Origin of the sequence: Pseudomonas sp. RW407, assembly GCF_003176655.1 — a bacterium.
Taxonomy (GTDB): domain Bacteria; phylum Pseudomonadota; class Gammaproteobacteria; order Pseudomonadales; family Pseudomonadaceae; genus Pseudomonas; species Pseudomonas delhiensis.
The window spans coordinates 103,956-119,917 of record NZ_QGSL01000064.1 but is presented as its reverse complement, the minus strand read 5'-3'; the positions used below and the strand labels follow the sequence as shown (position 1 = coordinate 119,917).

19 protein-coding genes are annotated in these 15,962 nt (G+C 69.2%); 8 read left to right on the top strand and 11 right to left on the bottom strand.

The window, feature by feature from the left end:
* Positions 1-20: 20 nt before the first annotated feature.
* Entirely contained in the window at positions 21-650 is a 630-nt protein-coding gene (locus DK254_RS06320) for an L-threonylcarbamoyladenylate synthase (protein WP_109933106.1), read from the bottom strand.
* Positions 647-1,516: a PHP domain-containing protein gene (locus DK254_RS06315; RefSeq protein WP_109933132.1), complete on the bottom strand. Its 870-nt coding sequence runs from the start codon at positions 1,514-1,516 to the stop codon at positions 647-649. The genes DK254_RS06320 and DK254_RS06315 overlap by 4 nt, the downstream gene beginning before the upstream one ends.
* Before the next feature lie 147 nt (positions 1,517-1,663).
* Here DK254_RS06315 and DK254_RS06310 point away from each other — a divergent pair, with 147 nt between their 5' ends.
* The 7 genes from DK254_RS06310 to DK254_RS06280 all read left to right on the top strand — a co-directional run bounded on the left by DK254_RS06310 (position 1,664) and on the right by DK254_RS06280 (position 6,286).
* Positions 1,664-2,260 carry a septation protein A gene (locus DK254_RS06310; protein WP_089391768.1) on the top strand — a complete coding sequence of 199 codons (597 nt, stop codon included), beginning with the start codon at positions 1,664-1,666 and terminating at the stop codon, positions 2,258-2,260.
* A gap of 1 nt (position 2,261) precedes the next feature.
* Entirely contained in the window at positions 2,262-2,561 is a 300-nt protein-coding gene (locus DK254_RS06305; protein ID WP_009620898.1) for a YciI family protein, read from the top strand.
* Positions 2,562-2,680: 119 nt separating this feature from the next.
* Entirely contained in the window at positions 2,681-3,067 is a 387-nt protein-coding gene (locus DK254_RS06300; RefSeq protein WP_109933105.1) for a translation initiation factor 2 (IF-2, GTPase), read from the top strand.
* Between the two features lie 14 nt (positions 3,068-3,081).
* Positions 3,082-3,759 carry a response regulator transcription factor gene (locus DK254_RS06295; RefSeq protein WP_109933104.1) on the top strand — a complete coding sequence of 226 codons (678 nt, stop codon included), beginning with the start codon at positions 3,082-3,084 and terminating at the stop codon, positions 3,757-3,759.
* A gap of 139 nt (positions 3,760-3,898) precedes the next feature.
* The gene (locus DK254_RS06290; RefSeq protein ID WP_109933103.1) at positions 3,899-4,360 is read left to right on the top strand and encodes a Spy/CpxP family protein refolding chaperone; all 462 of its coding nucleotides are present in this window, start codon (positions 3,899-3,901) and stop codon (positions 4,358-4,360) included.
* Between the two features lie 93 nt (positions 4,361-4,453).
* Positions 4,454-5,791 carry a HAMP domain-containing sensor histidine kinase gene (locus DK254_RS06285; RefSeq protein ID WP_109933102.1) on the top strand — a complete coding sequence of 446 codons (1,338 nt, stop codon included), beginning with the start codon at positions 4,454-4,456 and terminating at the stop codon, positions 5,789-5,791.
* A gap of 15 nt (positions 5,792-5,806) precedes the next feature.
* Complete coding sequence (locus DK254_RS06280; RefSeq protein ID WP_109933101.1) at positions 5,807-6,286, top strand: hypothetical protein; 480 nt, start codon at positions 5,807-5,809, stop codon at positions 6,284-6,286.
* Here the strand turns inward: DK254_RS06280 and DK254_RS06275 are convergent.
* Both DK254_RS06275 and DK254_RS06270 read right to left on the bottom strand, forming a co-directional pair.
* Positions 6,267-6,827 (bottom strand): nitroreductase family protein, encoded by a 561-nt coding sequence (locus DK254_RS06275; protein WP_089391774.1) that lies wholly within the window; start codon positions 6,825-6,827, stop codon positions 6,267-6,269. The genes DK254_RS06280 and DK254_RS06275 overlap by 20 nt on opposite strands.
* A gap of 403 nt (positions 6,828-7,230) precedes the next feature.
* Positions 7,231-7,608 carry a YkgJ family cysteine cluster protein gene (locus DK254_RS06270; RefSeq protein WP_089391775.1) on the bottom strand — a complete coding sequence of 126 codons (378 nt, stop codon included), beginning with the start codon at positions 7,606-7,608 and terminating at the stop codon, positions 7,231-7,233.
* Positions 7,609-7,760: 152 nt separating this feature from the next.
* On the opposite strand from DK254_RS06270, the gene DK254_RS06265 reads away from it, so the two are divergent.
* On the top strand, positions 7,761-9,215 hold the full coding sequence (locus DK254_RS06265) for a TrkH family potassium uptake protein (protein WP_109933100.1): 1,455 nt from the start codon (positions 7,761-7,763) through the stop codon (positions 9,213-9,215).
* Between the two features lie 6 nt (positions 9,216-9,221).
* Here the strand turns inward: DK254_RS06265 and DK254_RS06260 are convergent, their stop codons facing one another.
* The 7 genes from DK254_RS06260 to fliE are packed head-to-tail and all read right to left on the bottom strand — an operon-like array spanning position 9,222 to position 15,693.
* Positions 9,222-9,866, bottom strand: coding sequence for a DUF1345 domain-containing protein (locus tag DK254_RS06260; protein ID WP_109933099.1), 645 nt, complete (start codon positions 9,864-9,866; stop codon positions 9,222-9,224).
* A gap of 50 nt (positions 9,867-9,916) precedes the next feature.
* A complete protein-coding gene (gene fliJ, locus DK254_RS06255) occupies positions 9,917-10,360 on the bottom strand; it encodes a flagellar export protein FliJ (RefSeq protein ID WP_109933098.1) in 444 nt (147 codons plus the stop codon).
* A gap of 32 nt (positions 10,361-10,392) precedes the next feature.
* Entirely contained in the window at positions 10,393-11,748 is a 1,356-nt protein-coding gene (gene fliI, locus DK254_RS06250) for a flagellar protein export ATPase FliI (protein ID WP_109933097.1), read from the bottom strand.
* Entirely contained in the window at positions 11,738-12,520 is a 783-nt protein-coding gene (gene fliH, locus DK254_RS06245; RefSeq protein WP_109933096.1) for a flagellar assembly protein FliH, read from the bottom strand. The genes fliI and fliH overlap by 11 nt, the downstream gene beginning before the upstream one ends.
* Complete coding sequence (gene fliG / locus DK254_RS06240; RefSeq protein ID WP_109933095.1) at positions 12,521-13,537, bottom strand: flagellar motor switch protein FliG; 1,017 nt, start codon at positions 13,535-13,537, stop codon at positions 12,521-12,523. It lies immediately after the preceding gene.
* A 6-nt stretch (positions 13,538-13,543) separates the two neighbouring features.
* Positions 13,544-15,334 carry a flagellar basal-body MS-ring/collar protein FliF gene (fliF, locus tag DK254_RS06235; RefSeq protein WP_109933094.1) on the bottom strand — a complete coding sequence of 597 codons (1,791 nt, stop codon included), beginning with the start codon at positions 15,332-15,334 and terminating at the stop codon, positions 13,544-13,546.
* Positions 15,335-15,357: 23 nt separating this feature from the next.
* Positions 15,358-15,693 carry a flagellar hook-basal body complex protein FliE gene (gene fliE / locus DK254_RS06230; protein ID WP_109933093.1) on the bottom strand — a complete coding sequence of 112 codons (336 nt, stop codon included), beginning with the start codon at positions 15,691-15,693 and terminating at the stop codon, positions 15,358-15,360.
* Positions 15,694-15,962 lie beyond the last annotated feature (269 nt).

Genomic DNA, 15,962 nt, shown 5'->3' with positions numbered 1-15,962 from the left:
CGGCAGTATGGAAGCGCGTTTCAGGCGTAGGCCTCGAAGGGGGCCGGGTCGCCGCAACCGACGCGCACCACCTCCGGCTCCTCGCCGGTGAGGTTGATCACGGTGGAAGCCTCGACGCCGCCGTGGCCGCCGTCCAGCACCAGGTCCACCTGGTGTTCCAGCGCACTGCGCATTTCATAGGGGTCGCTCAGCGGCTCGCTCTCGCCGGGCAGGATCAGGCTCACGCTCATCAGCGGCTCGCCCAGTTCCTGCAGCAGCGCCTGGGCGATCGGGCAGGCCGGCACGCGCAGGCCGATGGTGCGGCGCTTGGGGTGCAGCAGCATGCGCGGCACCTCGCGGGTGGCGTCGAGGATGAAGGTGTAGGGCCCGGGCGTGTGGGCCTTGAGCAGGCGGAACAGGCGGGTGTCGACCTTGGCGTACAGGCCCAGTTCGGACAGGTCGCGGCACACCAGGGTGAAGTTGTGCTTGTCGTCGAGCCTGCGCAGCCGGCGGATGCGCTCCACCGCGCCCTTCTCGCCCAGGCGGCAGCCCAGGGCGTAGGAGGAGTCGGTGGGATAGGCGATCACCCCGCCCTGGCGGACGATCTCCACCGCCTGCTTGATCAGCCGCGGCTGGGGGTTTTCCGGGTGGACCTGGAAGAACTGGCTCATGAAATCTCCTCGAGGGCCCGTGCGGCGCCGGCGAAGCGCGTCCACAAGGGCGGAAGGTCGTCCGGCACGGGCCGGTACAGGCCCAGCTCCGACCAGTCGCTGGGGCCGTGGAAATCGCTGCCGGCGCTGACCAGCAGGCCGAATTCGCGGGCCAGGATGCTCAGCACGCCGACCTGCTCGGCCGGCTGCAGGCCATTGACCACTTCGATGGCGTGGCCGCCTGCGTCGATGAAGTCGGCGATCAGCTTGCGCCGCTTGGTGCGGGTGAAATCGTACTGGTAGGGGTGTGCCAGGCTGACCCAGGCGCCGGCCGCGCGCAGGGTGCCGACCGCCTCGGCCAGGCTCGGCCAGTGCTGCTTGACGTCGCCCAGCTTGCCGGCGCCCAGCCACTTGCGGAAGGCCTCGGCGCGCTCGGCGACATGGCCCTGGCGCACCAGGAACTCGGCGAAGTGCGGCCGCGCCGGGGCGTTGCCGCTGTCGCCCAGCTCGCGCTGGATGGCCCGCGCGCCCTCGAAGGCGCCAGGCATGCCCTTGGCCTCCAGGCGCCGGCCGATCTCCTCGGCGCGCGCCCAGCGCCCGCGGTGCAGCGCGTCGAGGGCGCGAACCAGCGGCTCGGCGTCGCTGTCGAAGGCATAACCCAGGACGTGGATGGTCGCCCCGCCCCAGGTGCAGGACAGTTCCACGCCGTTGACCAGGGTCACCCCCAGCGCCTCGGCGGCGGCGCGCGCCTCGGGCAGGCCCTCCAGGGTGTCGTGGTCGCTCAGGGCGAGCAGGCGCACGCCGCGCTGGTGCGCGCGGGCCACCACGGCGGCGGGCGGCAGCTGGCCGTCGGAGGCGGTGCTATGGCAATGCAGGTCGACACGCATGGGCATACCGGGACGGGTTTTACTTCTGTATAGACGCTGCGCGGCGGCGATTCACGGCAAGCCGGCGCAACGGCACGAGACGGGTGACTATTTCAGTTCTTCCGCAGGTTGGTATTATGCCGCCACAACTGGGCTCTGGCTGCCGTAATGAAGCAATTCATCGATTTCATCCCCCTCATCCTGTTCTTCATCGTCTACAAGCTGGACCCGCGCACGGTCGAACTCGCCGGACACTCCTTCAGCCTGGGCGGCATCTACAGCGCCACCGCGGTGCTGATCGCCTCCTCGGTGGTGGTCTACGGCGCCCTGCTGCTCAAGCAGCGCAAGCTGGACAAGGGCCAGTGGCTGACCCTGGCCGCCTGCCTGGTGTTCGGCGGCATGACCCTGGCGTTCCACAGCGAGACCTTCCTCAAGTGGAAGGCCCCGGTGGTGAACTGGCTGTTCGCCCTGGGCTTCCTCGGCAGCACCCTGGTGGGCGACCGCCGGCCGCTGATCCAGCGCATCATGGGCCACGCCGTGCAGCTGCCGGAGCCGATCTGGCAGCGCCTGAACCTGGCCTGGGTGCTGTTCTTCGTGTTCTGCGGCTGCATCCAGCTGTTCGTCGCCTTCACCTTCGAGCGTTTCTGGGTGGACTTCAAGGTCTTCGGCAGCCTGGGCATGACCCTGCTCTTCCTGATCGGCCAGGGCGTGTTCCTGGCCCGCCACATGCACGACGCCCCAACCGGCGAAAAGCCCAAGGACTGACATGCTCTACGCAATCATCGCCCGCGACATCACCGCCTCCCAAGAACGCCGCCTGGCCGCGCGCCCGGCGCACCTGGCCCGCCTCGAGCTGTTGAAGGACGAGGGCCGCCTGGTCCTGGCCGGGCCGCACCCGGCGATCGACAGCCCCGACCCGGGCGCGGCCGGCTTCACCGGCAGCCTGATCGTCGCCGAGTTCGAGTCGCTGGCCGCCGCCCAGGCCTGGGCCGATGCCGACCCGTACCGCGCCGCCGGCGTCTATGCCGAGGTCGTGGTCAAGCCGTTCAAGAAAGTCCTGCCGTAGACCGGCAAGCGGCGGCGCACGGACGGCGCCGCATGGCCGGGCACTCAAGGCCCGGCCCCGCAACCGGACAGCGCCCGGACCGCGGTGCCCGGCGGCTCATCAGCATACAAGGAGTTCCGATGTCCCGACGTCATCTGCTGCCCCTGCTGTTCTGCCTGAGCCTGCCGCTCGCCGCCCACGGCGAGGAGCCCACCGCCACCCCCGGTGCCACCCCGGCCAGCGACGACCTCGCCCAGCTGCAACAGCGCCTGGACGAGAGCGAGAAGCTGCGCGCCGACCTCGCCGCCCAGCTGCAGGGGGCGGAAAGCGCCGTGGTGGGCCGCCTGCGCCAGGAAAACCAGCGCCTGAAGCTGCAACTGCGCGAGCTGCAGGCCCAACAACCGCCACGCCTGCTCAGCGACGAGCAGACCTGGTTCGCGACCGGCGGCGCCGTCGCCCTGGTCGCCTTCGTCCTCGGCGCCCTGAGCCGCGGCCGTCGCCGCCGGCGGCGTGAATGGATCAACTGAAAGAAGCCCGAGCAATGAGTGAGCTGCTGCTGATCGACGACGACCGTGAACTGTGCGAACTGCTGTGCACCTGGCTGACCCAGGAAGGCTTCAGCGTGCGTGCCAGCCACGATGGCGGCGCGGCCCGTAGCGCCCTGGCCAGCCGCACGCCGGACGCCGTGGTGCTGGACGTGATGCTGCCCGACGGCAGCGGCCTGGAGCTGCTCAAGCAATTGCGCAGCGAACACCCCGACCTGCCGGTGCTGATGCTCTCCGCCCGCGGCGAGCCACTGGACCGCATCCTCGGCCTGGAACTGGGCGCCGACGACTACCTGGCCAAGCCCTGCGACCCACGCGAGCTGACCGCGCGCCTGCGCGCCGTGCTGCGGCGCAGCCATCCGGCCCAGCCCAGCGCCCAGGTCGAGCTCGGCGACCTGAGCCTTAACCTGACCCGCGGCGTGGCCAGCATCGGCGGCCAGGACGTCAGCCTGACGCTGTCCGAGAGCCGCATCCTCGAGGCGCTGCTGCGCCAGCCGGGCGAGCCGCTGGACAAGCAGGCCCTGGCGCAGATCGCCCTGGGCCGCAAGCTGACGCTCTACGACCGCAGCCTGGACATGCACGTCAGCAACCTGCGCAAGAAGCTCGGCGCGCACCCGGACGGGCGCCCGCGCATTCTCGCCCTGCGCGGGCGCGGCTACTTCTACACACCCTGAGCGGCAGGCCGGGAACCCCGCCCCAGAGCGGTAGACGCAATCTTTACCGAAGCTTTACCCGGCCCTGACCGCCCTTGACCTTGCTATCCCTAGACTGGGCACATCCGGTTCAGAAACCGGTCCACGAAAGGAGAAGATCATGCGCAAGACCCTCACCGCCCTGATGCTCGCCGCCACCCTGCCGACCCTGGCCATGGCGGCCACCCCTGCCGCTACCGACGCCCCGCCGCCGCCCGCCCACATGATGGACGGCCACATGAAGGACGGCCACGGCCCGCGCGGCGGCTGGAACGGCCCGTTCAAGGCCCTGAACCTGAGCCCCGAGCAGCGCCAGCAGGTCGGCAAGCTGATGGGTGACTCGATGAAGAGCCGCCACGACATCACCGAGAAGTACCTGAGCAAGCTGCCGGCGGCCGACCGCAAGGCCATGCAGGATGAGCTGAAGGCCAGCCACGACAAGACCCAGCAGGACATCCGCGCGCTGCTGACGCCCGAACAGCAGAAGAAGTTCGACGAGCTGAAGAAAGAGCGCGAGCAGCGCAAGGCCGAATGGACCGAGTTCCAGCAATGGAAAGCGCAGAAGGATGGCAAGACCAACTGATAGCGCCAGCCACGCAGGCGCCGGGCTCCCCCCGGCGCCTCGCCGTGCCCGCGCCCCTGACCCGAAACGGACATGCGACTGAACCGAAAGACCATGCGCTCGCTCTTCTGGCGAATCCTCGCCGCCTTCTGGCTCGCCCTGCTGCTGGTCGCCGGCCTGTCCATCCTGCTCGGCCGCGCGCTGAACCAGGACACCTGGATCATCGCCCGCTACCCCGGCATGCACGATCTCGCCAAGCAGTGGACCCAGCTCTACGAGAACCAGGGCCCCGCCGCCGCCCAGCAACTGCTGGAGCAACGCCGCCGCGACTACGACCTGTCGGTCCAGGTGCTCGACGAAAGCGGCCAGCGCCTGGTCGACGGCACCTACCTGCCGCGCCCGCCACGGCGCAACGAGGAAGGCTTCGACCGCCGCAACCTGCCGCGCTTCCCCTGGCGCCAGCTCAGCCAGGAATACACCAGCACGGAGAGCGACCACACCTACCTGTTCATCTACCGGATTCCCCACGGCGCGCTGGAAGCCTGGCACCGCGGCAGCCTGCTGTGGCCGCTCAGCGCGCTGGGCATCGCCCTGGTGGTGCTGACCATCTTCAGCCTGTTGGTGACTCTCTCCATCACCCGCCCGCTCAACCGCCTGCGCCGCGCCGTACACGACCTCGGGCAGACCGCCTACCAGCAGGACAGCCTGGCCCGCCTGGCCCACCGCGGCGACGAACTCGGCGTGCTGGCCCGCGACTTCAACCGCATGGGCGCCCGCCTGCAAAGCCTGATCGGCAGCCAGCGCCAGTTGCTGCGCGACGTCTCCCACGAACTGCGCTCGCCGCTGGCGCGCCTGCGCATCGCCCTGGCCCTGGCCGAGCGCGCCACGCCCGAACAGCGCGCCAGCATGTGGCCGCGCCTGGAGCAGGAATGCGACCGCCTGGAAGCGCTGATCGCCGAGATCCTCGCCCTCGCCCGCCTGGACGCCGAGCCCGGGCCGACCAGCCGCGTCGAACTGCTGCCGCTGCTCGAACGCCTGCGCGAGGATGCCCAGCTGCTCGCCCCGGAACAGCACATCCAGTTGAAGGTCCCCACCGGCCTGGCCCTGGACGGCTGGCCCGACATGCTCGAACGGGCGCTGGACAACCTGCTGCGCAACGCCCTGCGCTTCAACCCGGCGGACAAGCCGCTCGAGGTGGATGCCGACAGCGACGGCGCCGTGCTGCGCGTGCGCGTGCGCGACCATGGCCCGGGGGCCGACGCCGAGCACCTGGCTCAACTGGGCGAGCCCTTCTTCCGCGCCCCCAACCAGGACAGCCCCGGCCACGGCCTGGGCCTGGCCATCGCTCGCCGCGCGGTGGAGCGCCATGCCGGCCGCCTGCGCCTGGCCAATCACCCCGACGGCGGTTTCGTCGCCACCCTGGAAATACCGCTGGCGCGCCACGCCGCCTGACCCCGGAGCCCGATCATGAGCCTTGCCGCCGAATACCTGCCCTCCCCCAGCCCGGCCCTGCCGCCGGCGGCCGCCAACCTGCCGCGGGAGCGTCCGCGGGACGAACCGCAGAGCCTGGTGCTGGCGGTGGAGCTGGGCCTGCTGGCGCAGCGCTGGCGGCGCCGCTGGCCGGAACTGCGCCTGAGCCTGCCGCGCGGCGGCACCTGGCCGCTGCACAGCTGGCCGCAGGCGCTGCACGAAGCCCTGGATGAACTGCTGGACACTGCGGTGGAATGGCAGCAGGACGCCGCCATCGTGCTGGAGCCGCGCCTGGAGCGCGGGCTGCTGCGCCTGGACCTCGGCGGCACCGACGAGCAGGCCCGGCGCTGGCTGCCCCGGGCCCTGCGCGCCGCCCAGCGGTTGGCCGCCTGGCAGGGCGGCCGGCTGCTCTGGCGTGCCGGTGGGGCGCGCTGGAAAGTCCGCCTGAGCCTGCCGCTCAGCCCCGCCAGGCGCTGACGAAGGCCGCCGGGTCCAGCGGCGCCGGCTGGCGCAGCTCACCCATGGGCGTGCCCAGGTAGATGAAACCGACGATCCGCTCGTTGGCCGCCAGGCCCAGGCCCTGCCGCACCAGCGGGTCGAAAGCCATGGCGCCGGTGCGCCACATGGCCCCCAGCCCCTCGACGAACGCCGCCTGGACGATGCCGTAGGCGGCACAGCCGGCGGCCAGCATCTGCTCGATCTCCGGCACCTTGGGGTGCTCCTGCAGGCGCGCGATGGCCACCACCAGGGTCGGCGCGCGCAACGGCATGGCGCGGGCCTTGGCCAGCGCCTCGGGGCTGGCGCCGGGTTGCTCGGCGCTCAGCGCGCGGGCGAACAGCTCACCCAGTTGCTGGCGTGCCTCGCCTTCCACCGTGAGGAAGCGCCACGGGCGCAGTTGCCCATGGTCCGGCGCGCGCAGGGCGACGCGGAACAGCCGCTCGAGCTGCCCGGCGCTGGGTGCCGGCTCGCCCAGGCGGGCATGGGATACACGATTGACCAGCGCTTCGTAGGCCTCCATGGGCTACCTCCTGTACACACAAGGACGGCCATTGTAATCGCAAAGGCTTCTCATCTGTCTGCTGAGGTGCGATCAGGGTGCTGCGTATCCGTGTAGGAGCGAGCTTGCTCGCGAAGGGGGCTCATCGGCGAACGCTGGTGTTCGTCCTGAGAGCGCCCTCTCCCTAACCCTCTCCCTGAAGGGAGAGGGAACCGTTCGGCATGCACTGATACTTCGGCGTTAGCCGGCTTGCATCGAGTATCCGGTTGAAACCAAGGCCCTTCTCGGCACGGACAAGCCCCCTCTCCCTTCAGGGAGAGGGCTGGGGAGAGGGAGCGGAGTCAATCTGAAACACGGGAGCCACCGGCAAGCGCCGTTCGCGAGCAAGCTCGCTCCTACAGGGAGTCCAGCGATGCGCCCATCGTCAAGCCACCCGCTCCGGCGACGGCGTGACGATCGGCTGCAGGGGTGGCATCAGCGGCGGCAGGCCGTAGGCCGCCCGGGCCGCGTCGCAGTTGGGGTTGTGCTGGCCGTCGAGCCAGGAGGCCTCGAATTCGCGGCAGGTGCTGGAGCGGTGCTCGTAGACCGTGCAGCGCACGCCGCAGCCGACCTCGCCGAGCAACCCCACGCAGCGCACCGGCCTGGCCTCGGTGCCACGCATGGCGGCGTGGTGCGGGCTGACCTGCACCACCAGTTCGTCGGGCACGCTGCCGCCGGCGGAACGGCACTCGCCCCAGTAGAAGGACACACGGAAATGCGCGCAGCAGGCGCCACAGTTCAAACACGGATTGTCGATGGACATGATGTGCGAATGCACCAGAAGAAACCGGCGAGCGCCGGCGGGCTGCGCAGGATTCTAGCGATTCCGCCGCCGTTGTGAAGAGCCCTCCGGCGCGCTGCGCATCGCGCCGAGGGCAGGTACAATGGAGGGTTCATGTCCATCGAGTCCGCTTCATGGCGCTGCCGACACTACGCACCCTCGGATACATCATCGGCCTGTTCCTCATCACCCTGGCGGTGGCCATGCTGGTGCCCATGGCCACCCTGCTCTACTACCACCGCCCGCAGGAGCTCTCGCCCTACATCTGGTCGAGCCTGATCACCTTCAGCGCGGGCCTGGGGCTGGTCCTGCCGGGCCGGCCGGAGCAGGCCCACCTGCGCCCGCGGGACATGTACATGCTCACGGTCTCCAGCTGGGTGATCGTCTGCTTCTTCTCCGCCCTGCCCTTCATCATCGCCCGCCACATGAGCGTCACCGACGCCTTCTTCGAGAGCATGTCGGGCATCACCGCCACCGGCTCGACGGTGCTTTCCGGGCTGGACAACATGTCGCCGGGCATCCTCATCTGGCGCTCGATGCTGCACTGGCTGGGCGGCATCGGCTTCATCGGCATGGCGGTGGCGATCCTGCCGATGCTGCGCATCGGCGGCATGCGCCTGTTCCAGACCGAATCCTCGGACCGCAGCGACAAGGTCATGCCGCGCTCGCACATGGTCGCCAAGTACATAGTCGCGGTGTACGTCGGCATCACCATCCTCGGTACCCTGGGCCTGTGGTGGGCCGGCATGGGCCTGTTCGACGCGCTCAACCACGCCATGTCGGCGATCTCCACCGGCGGCTTCTCCACCTCCGACCAGTCCCTGGCCAAGTGGCACCAGCCGGCGGTGCACTGGGTGGCGGTGGTGGTGATGATCCTCGGCAGCCTGCCCTTCGCCCTCTACGTCGCCACCCTGCGCGGCCACCGCAAGGCGCTGCTCAGGGACAGCCAGGTACACGGCTTCATCGGCCTGCTGGTGTTCACCTGGCTGGTGATGGGCACCTGGTACGCCTTCAATTCCGACCTGTCCTGGCAGGACGCCTTCCGCATCGTCGCGGTGAACGTCACCTCGGTGGTCACCACCACCGGCTTCGCCCTGGGTGACTACAGCCTGTGGGGCCACTTCTCGATCATGGTGTTCTTCTACCTGGGCTTCATCGGCGGCTGCTCCGGCTCCACCGCCGGCGGCCTGAAGATCTTCCGCTTCCAGGTCGCCTACATCCTGCTCAAGGCCAGCCTGTACCAGCTCATCCACCCGCGCGCGGTGCTGCGCCAGAGCTACAACGGGCACCGCCTGGACGAGGAGATCGTGCGTTCGATCCTGACCTTCTCGTTCTTCTTCGGCGCCACCGTCGGCGGCCTGGGCCTGGCCCTGACCTTCCTCGGCCTGGACTGGATGACCGCGCTGACCGGCGCCGCCAGCACCGTCTCCGGCGTCGGCCCGGGCATGGGCCCGGTGATCGGCCCCTCGGGCAACTTCTCGTCCCTGCCGGACGCCGCCAAGTGGCTGCTGTGCGCCGGCATGCTCGCCGGGCGCCTGGAGATCCTCACCGTGCTGGTGCTGTTCACCCCGGCCTTCTGGCGCCACTGAGGCCCGTCAGCCGACGATGCCGGCGGCGATGTTGATGCTCAGGCCGAGGATCGCGGTGTTGTACAGGAAGCAGATGATCGACTGCGCCAGGGCCACCCGGCGCAGCCCTGGCGAGGCGATGGCCACGTCCGAGGTCTGCACGGCGACGCTGAGGGTGAAGGAGAAGTAGGCGAAGTCCCAGTAGTCCGGCTGCCGCTCGCGGTCGGGGAACTGCAGCGGCGGCTGCGCGGCCGTGTAGTACATGCGCGCATAGTGCATGGCGAAGATGGTACCGATGAGGAACCAGGAACCCAGTACCGTGCTGCCGGTGAAGGCATAGCGCAGCAGCTTCTCGCCGCCCTGCAGGTCGCGGGCGCCGGCCAGTTCGAAGACGATCGCCACCAGGCTGGCGATGGCCGCGGCGCTGACCAGCATCAGCACGGCCTCGGCGTTCTCGTCCTCGATGTCGGCCAGCCCGCGCACCTGCTCCGCCGTGGCGCCGTGCGCCAGCAGGGCGATCAGCGCCACGTACAGCCAGGCACAGGCATTCCAGCCGACCAGGATGCGCATCAGCGGCGTCAGCCCGACGCAGGCCAGGGCCGCCAGCACGCCACAGAGGATGGCGACGATCAGCCGCGGATGGGTGCGTAGCAGGGTGAATTTCAGAGGCATGCGGGGCTCCGGGTGCTCAGCTGGCTGCAGCCTAGCATGGCGCCCGCGCTTCAGTAGGGCGGCGGCCGCAGGCGCTGGGCGAACTCGTCGAGCTGCTTCTGTTCCTGCTTGTCGGCCAGCAGGCGCGCCTCTTCGCGGTAGCGCTCCACCAGCTTGCGCAGGCCTTCCAGGCGCGCGTACTTCTCGGCCCAGGTGGCGCGCGCCTTCTCCACCACGTCCTGGTGCCAGGCCAGGCTGCGGTTCTGCTGTTCCACGGCGCTTTCCAGCTGCGCCAGGAAGCGCTGGTAGTCCAGCAGCCACTGGCCGCTGACGCCCTGGCGGCCGCGGTCGATCCACTGCTGCTGGTAGTCGGCGCGGAAGCGCTCCAGCTCGGCCAGCTTGCGCTGCGCCTGGAGCAGCTGGCCCTGGGCCACGCCCAGTTGGCGCGCGGCCTCGCGCTCGGCCTTCAGGGCCATCTCCACCACCGGGGCCAGGCGGTCGGCGCGGCGGTTCATGGCAAGCGGACCTCAGGCATCATCCGCCGCACTCAACCGGCCTTGCCGGACAGCACGGCGTCCAGCAGTTGGGCGCTGTCCTCCAGGCTCTGGCTTTCGTTCAGGCCCTGGCGGAGGAACTGGCGCATCACCGGGAAGCGCTGGATGGCCAGGTCGGTCTCGGCGTCGCCACCGGCGACGTAGGCGCCGACGCTGATCAGGTCGCGGCTCTGCTGGTAGCGCGACCACAGCTGCTTGAAGCGCTGGGCGTGCTGCAACTGCTCGGGGCTGACCACCTGGGGCATCACCCGGCTGATCGAGGCCTCGATGTCGATGGCCGGGTAATGGCCTTCCTCGGCCAGCCGGCGCGACAGCACGAAGTGGCCGTCGAGCACGCCGCGGGCGGAGTCGGCGATCGGGTCCTGCTGGTCGTCGCCCTCGCTGAGCACGGTGTAGAAGGCGGTGATGGAGCCGCCGCCCTTCTCGCCGTTGCCGGCACGCTCCACCAGGCGCGGCAGCCTGGCGAACACCGACGGCGGGTAGCCCTTGGTCGCCGGCGGCTCGCCGATGGCCAGGGCGATCTCGCGCTGGGCCTGGGCGAAGCGCGTCAGCGAGTCCATCAGCAACAGGACGTTCTTGCCCTTGTCGCGGAAGTATTCGGCGATGCGCGTGCAGTACATGGCCGCGCGCAGGCGCATCAGCGGCGCGTCGTCGGCGGGCGAGGCCACCACCACCGAGCGCTTGAGGCCCTCCTCGCCGAGGATATGCTCGATGAACTCCTTCACCTCGCGGCCCCGCTCGCCGATCAGGCCGACCACGATGATGTCGGCCTTGGTGTACTTGGTCATCATGCCCAGCAGCACCGACTTGCCCACGCCGGTGCCGGCGAACAGGCCCAGGCGCTGGCCGCGGCCGACGGTGAGCAGCGAGTTGATCGAGCGGATGCCGACGTCCATGGGTTCGTGGATCGGCTCGCGCTTGAGCGGGTTGATGGTCGGGCCGTCCATGGGCACCCAGTCCTCGGCGCGCATTCCGCCCTTGCCGTCCAGGGCCCGGCCGACGCCGTCGAGCACCCGGCCGAGCATGGACATGCCCATGGGCAGGCGGCCGCTGTCGGGCAGCGGCACCACGCGGGCGCCGGGGGCGATGCCGGCCAGGCTGCCGACCGGCATGAGGAAGATCTTGTTGCCGGAGAAGCCCATGACTTCGGCTTCCACCTGCACCGAGTGGTAGCCGCTGTCGTTGATCACCGTGCAGCGGCTGCCCACCGCCGCCTGCAGGCCCTCGGCCTCCAGGGTCAGGCCGACCATGCGCAGCAGGCGGCCTTCCACCACCGGCTGCGCCGGCAGTTTGGCGGCTTCCAGGTAGCCCTCCAGGCGTTTGGCGAAACTCACCCGGTCAAGGCGCATCGGGCTTGTCCAGGTCGATGTGCAGGTCCGGCTCCAGCGCGTGGGTGGCCTGCTCGCGCTGCTGTTCGAAGAGCTGCTTGGTGATCTGCGCCAGGCGCGTCTCGATGCTGGCGTCGATGCGCGAATGCTCGGTCTCGATGCGGCAACCACCGGGCAGCAGTTGCTCGTCCTCGAGGATGCGCCAGCTTTCCTCGTGGCGGTCGCGCAGTGCCTTGACCAGTTCGAAGTCCTGCGGGTTGACGTGGATACGCACGTTCTCGCTGCCCATCGGCAGTTGCTTGAGCGCCTCGCGCAGCACCTGGCGCAGCTGGCTGGAGTCGCCCTCCAGCTCGCGCTGGATGACCTGGTGCGCCACCTGGCCGACCAGCCTGACCAGCATCTGCTCGATCAGCAGGTCCTGCTCGGCGATGGGCTCGAACAGCTGGCCCATCAGCGTCTCCAGGCCGGCCAGGCGCTCCTGCAGCGCCGCCTCGGCCTCCTGCCGGGCCTTGAGCTGGCCGGCGTGGAAACCGTCCTTCTCGCCGGTGGCGAAGCCTTCGTTGTAGGCGTCCTGGCGGATCGCCTCCAGTTCCTCGAGCGTCAGCGGTTTGACTTCCTCGACGGGGACTTCCTCCACCGCCGGGGCTTCCGGCGCCTGCGGCTCGGGCTCGGGTTCCGGCGGCCGCTCCACCACCGGGTCGAAGCTGGGCAGCGCCCAGCGGTCGAAGCCGGCGACGTCGCGCGCGCGGATCAGGCCATCGTGTTCTTCCTTGGATTTCGCGGGGCCGCTCACTTAGATCATCTCCTCGCCACCCTTGCCGCCGAGGACGATCTCCCCGGACTCGGCCATGCGCCGGGCGATGGTGAGGATTTCCTTCTGCGCGCCCTCCACTTCGCTGACGCGCACCGGGCCGCGGGCCTCCAGGTCGTCGCGCAGCAGTTCGGCGGCACGCTTGGACATGTTGCGGAAGATCTTCTCGCGGATGCCCTCGTCCGAGCCCTTGAGGGCCAGCACCAGCACGTCCGAGGACACCTCGCGCAGCAGCGCCTGGATGCCGCGGTCGTCGACGTCGGCGAGGTTGTCGAAGACGAACATGAGGTCCTCGATCTGCCCGGAGAGGTCTTCGTCCACGTCGCGGATGGCGTCCATCAGGGCGCCCTCCATCGAGCTGTCGAGGTAGTTCATGATGTCCGCCGCGCGCTTCACCCCGCCCATGGTGGTGCGGGTGGCGTTGGCGTTGCCGGCGAACTGCTTCTCGAGGATCAGGTTGAGTTCCTTCAGCGCCGAGGGCTGCACGGTGTTCAGCGAGGACACGCGCAGGACGATGTCCAGGCGCACCTTGTGGTCGAAGTGGCTGAGCACCTCGGCGGCCTGGTCCGGGTCCAGGTAGGCGACGACGATGGCCTGGATCTGCGGGTGCTCGTAGCGGATGACGTCGGCCACGGCGCGCGGCTCCATCCACTTCAGGCTGTCCAGGCCGCTGGTGTTGCCGCCCAGCAGGATGCGGTCGATGAGGTTGTTGGCCTTGTCCTCGCCCAGGGCCTGGGTGAGCATCTTGCGGATGTAGCCGTCGGCGCCGACGCCCAGGCTGGTCTGGTCGCCGACCACCTCGACGAACTCGCTCATCACCTGCTCGACCTGCTCGCGGTGCACGTTGCGCATCTGCGCCATGGCCACGCCGACCCTCTGCACTTCCTTCGGGCCCATGTGCCGCAGCACCTGCGCCGCGTCGGTCTCGCCGAGGGACAGCAGGAGAATGGCGGCCTTGTCGACCTTGGTCAGTTTGGCGTTCAACCGGGTCTCGCTCATACCGCATCACTCATCGGAGTTGATCCAATCCTTCACTACCTGGGCCACGCGGCCCGGGTCCTGAGCCACCAGGCTCTTGATCGCGTTCAGCTGCGCATCGTACCCCTCGCTGGGGCTGGGCAACAGGATGCTCGGCGGGCCGCCCAGGCTGACACGGTCCTCGGCCAGTTCGCCGTCCAGGCCGGCCATCTCGCCCAGGGCCATGTCGCCGCCGGCGCCGGCCACCAGGGCCTTGCTCTTGTTGCCGGCGAGGTTGTTCAGCACCGGGCGCAGCACGCCGAACACCAGCACCAGGATGAAGACGATGCCCAGCACCTGCTTGACGATGTCCCAGAACCAGGGCTGCGAGTAGAACGGCGGCGAGGCGATCTCCAGGTTCTGCTCCGGGGCGAAGGGCGCGTTGATCACGCTGACGCTGTCGCCACGGCTGGCGTCGTAGCCCACCGCGTCCTGTACCAGGCGGGTGAAGCGCGCCAGTTCGTCGGCGCTCCAGGGCTTGTGGCTGACTTCGCCGGTCTTGGGGTCGGCGACCATGTGGTCGTCCAGCACCACGGCGACGGAAAGCCGGCGCAGGCGGCCCTGCTGCTGCTTGGTGTAGCTGATGGAGCGGTCCAGCTCGTAGTTGCGGGTGTTCTGCTCGCGCTTGTCGGTGGGGTACGGCGCCAGCACCGGACGGCCGGTCTTCGGATCGATGATGGTCTGGCCGTTGGCGTCCTTCAGCGGCTGGCCCGGGGCGACGAAATCGGCGCCGGCGCTCTTGCCGGTCTGCTGCGGCGCGCTGGCCGGGCCCGGCGGCTGGTTCGACAGCGCCCCGGGCACACCCTGCGGGCCGCTGCCGTTCTGGCGTTCCTCGTTGTTCACCTGCTCGCTGCGCAGGGCCGGCTGGTCCGGGTTGTAGGACTCGGCGGTGGATTCCACGGCGCTGAAGTCGACGTCGGCGGACACCTCGGCCTTGTAGCGGCCATCGCCCAGCACCGGCTGCAGGATGCTGTGCACGCGCTGGGTGAACATGCCTTCCATGCGCCGGCTGTAGTCGAACTGCTTGCCGGCCATGGTCAGTTCGGAAAGCTCCTGCTGGTCGGAGAGCAGGTTGCCTTTCTGGTCGACCACGGTGACCTGGGACTTGTCCAGTTCCGGCACGCTGGTGGCCACCAGGTTGACGATCGCCAGCACCTGGCTGGGCTCCAGGCTGCGCCCCGGGTACAGCTCGACCAGCACCGAGGCGGTGGGCTTGCGCTCGTCGCGGACGAACACCGAGCTCTTCGGGATGGCCAGGTGCACGCGCGCGCCCTTGACGTTGTTCAGGCTGGAGATGGTGCGCGCCAGCTCGCCTTCCAGGCCGCGACGGTAGTTGGTCGCTTCCATGAACTGGCTGGTGCCCAGGGCCTGTTCCTTGTCGAGGATCTCGAAGCCGACGTTGCTGTCGGTGGGCGTGAGGCCGGCACCGGCCACCTTGATGCGGGCGCGGCCGAGGTCGTCGGCCTTGACCAGCAGGGCGCCGGAATTGGGGTCGACCTTGTAGCCGATGTCGGCGGCGTTCAGCGTCTCGATCACCTTGTTGGCATCGACGCCGTTGAGGCTGCCGTACAGCGGCTTGTAGTCCGGCTGCTGCGACCACAGCACCATGCCGAAGCCGATGGCGATGCTCGCCGCCAACCCGACCAGCAGGCCGACCTGGCGCAGCACCGGCATCTCGGCGAGGTTCTCGAGGAACTGCAGGCCCATCAGCGGCTTCTTCAGCATTTCGGCTGCGCCGGCTTTGGCGGGGACCTGGTTGTCTACAGTGGCTTCGGCCATGAACTATCTACCTACCCCGTGGCTCAGATGGGCATCTGCATGATGTCCTGGTAGGCCTGGACCAGTTTGTTGCGCACCTGGGTCATGGCCTGGAAGGACACGCTGGCCTTCTGCGAAGCGATCATCACGTCGGTCAGGTCGACGTTGCTCTGGCCCACCTCGAAGGCATTGGCCAGCGCAGTGGCGGCCTGCTGGGTGGAGTTCACCTTGTTCACCGCCTGGCCGAGCATGTCCGAGAAGCTCGGCGCACCCTCCACGGCCGCCGGCGCCGACGTCGCCGGCTTGGCCTTGGCCATGGCGTCCATCTGCATGGAGCGCATTTCCAGCAGCAGGCGGTTGAACTCGATACCCTGACTCATTTGCTTTCCCTCTGACTACGGGCCGTGGCTTTTTTGACGCCGCGGCGCTTTGGCATAGGGGATTGCAACTAGGATGCCAACAAGGGCGGCTACAGGCGGCAGGCTACAGGCGGCAGGCCAAAAGCAGGAAGCCCGGCATTCAGCCGGGCTTCTGGTTCTGGGGGCGGCAGGCGGCAGGCAAGAGCTTGGCGGGATGCGGGCCTTGCGTTTTAGCCTGCAGCCTATGGCCTGCCGCCTGCAGCCCCAGCGTCAGCTGGCGTACAAGTAGG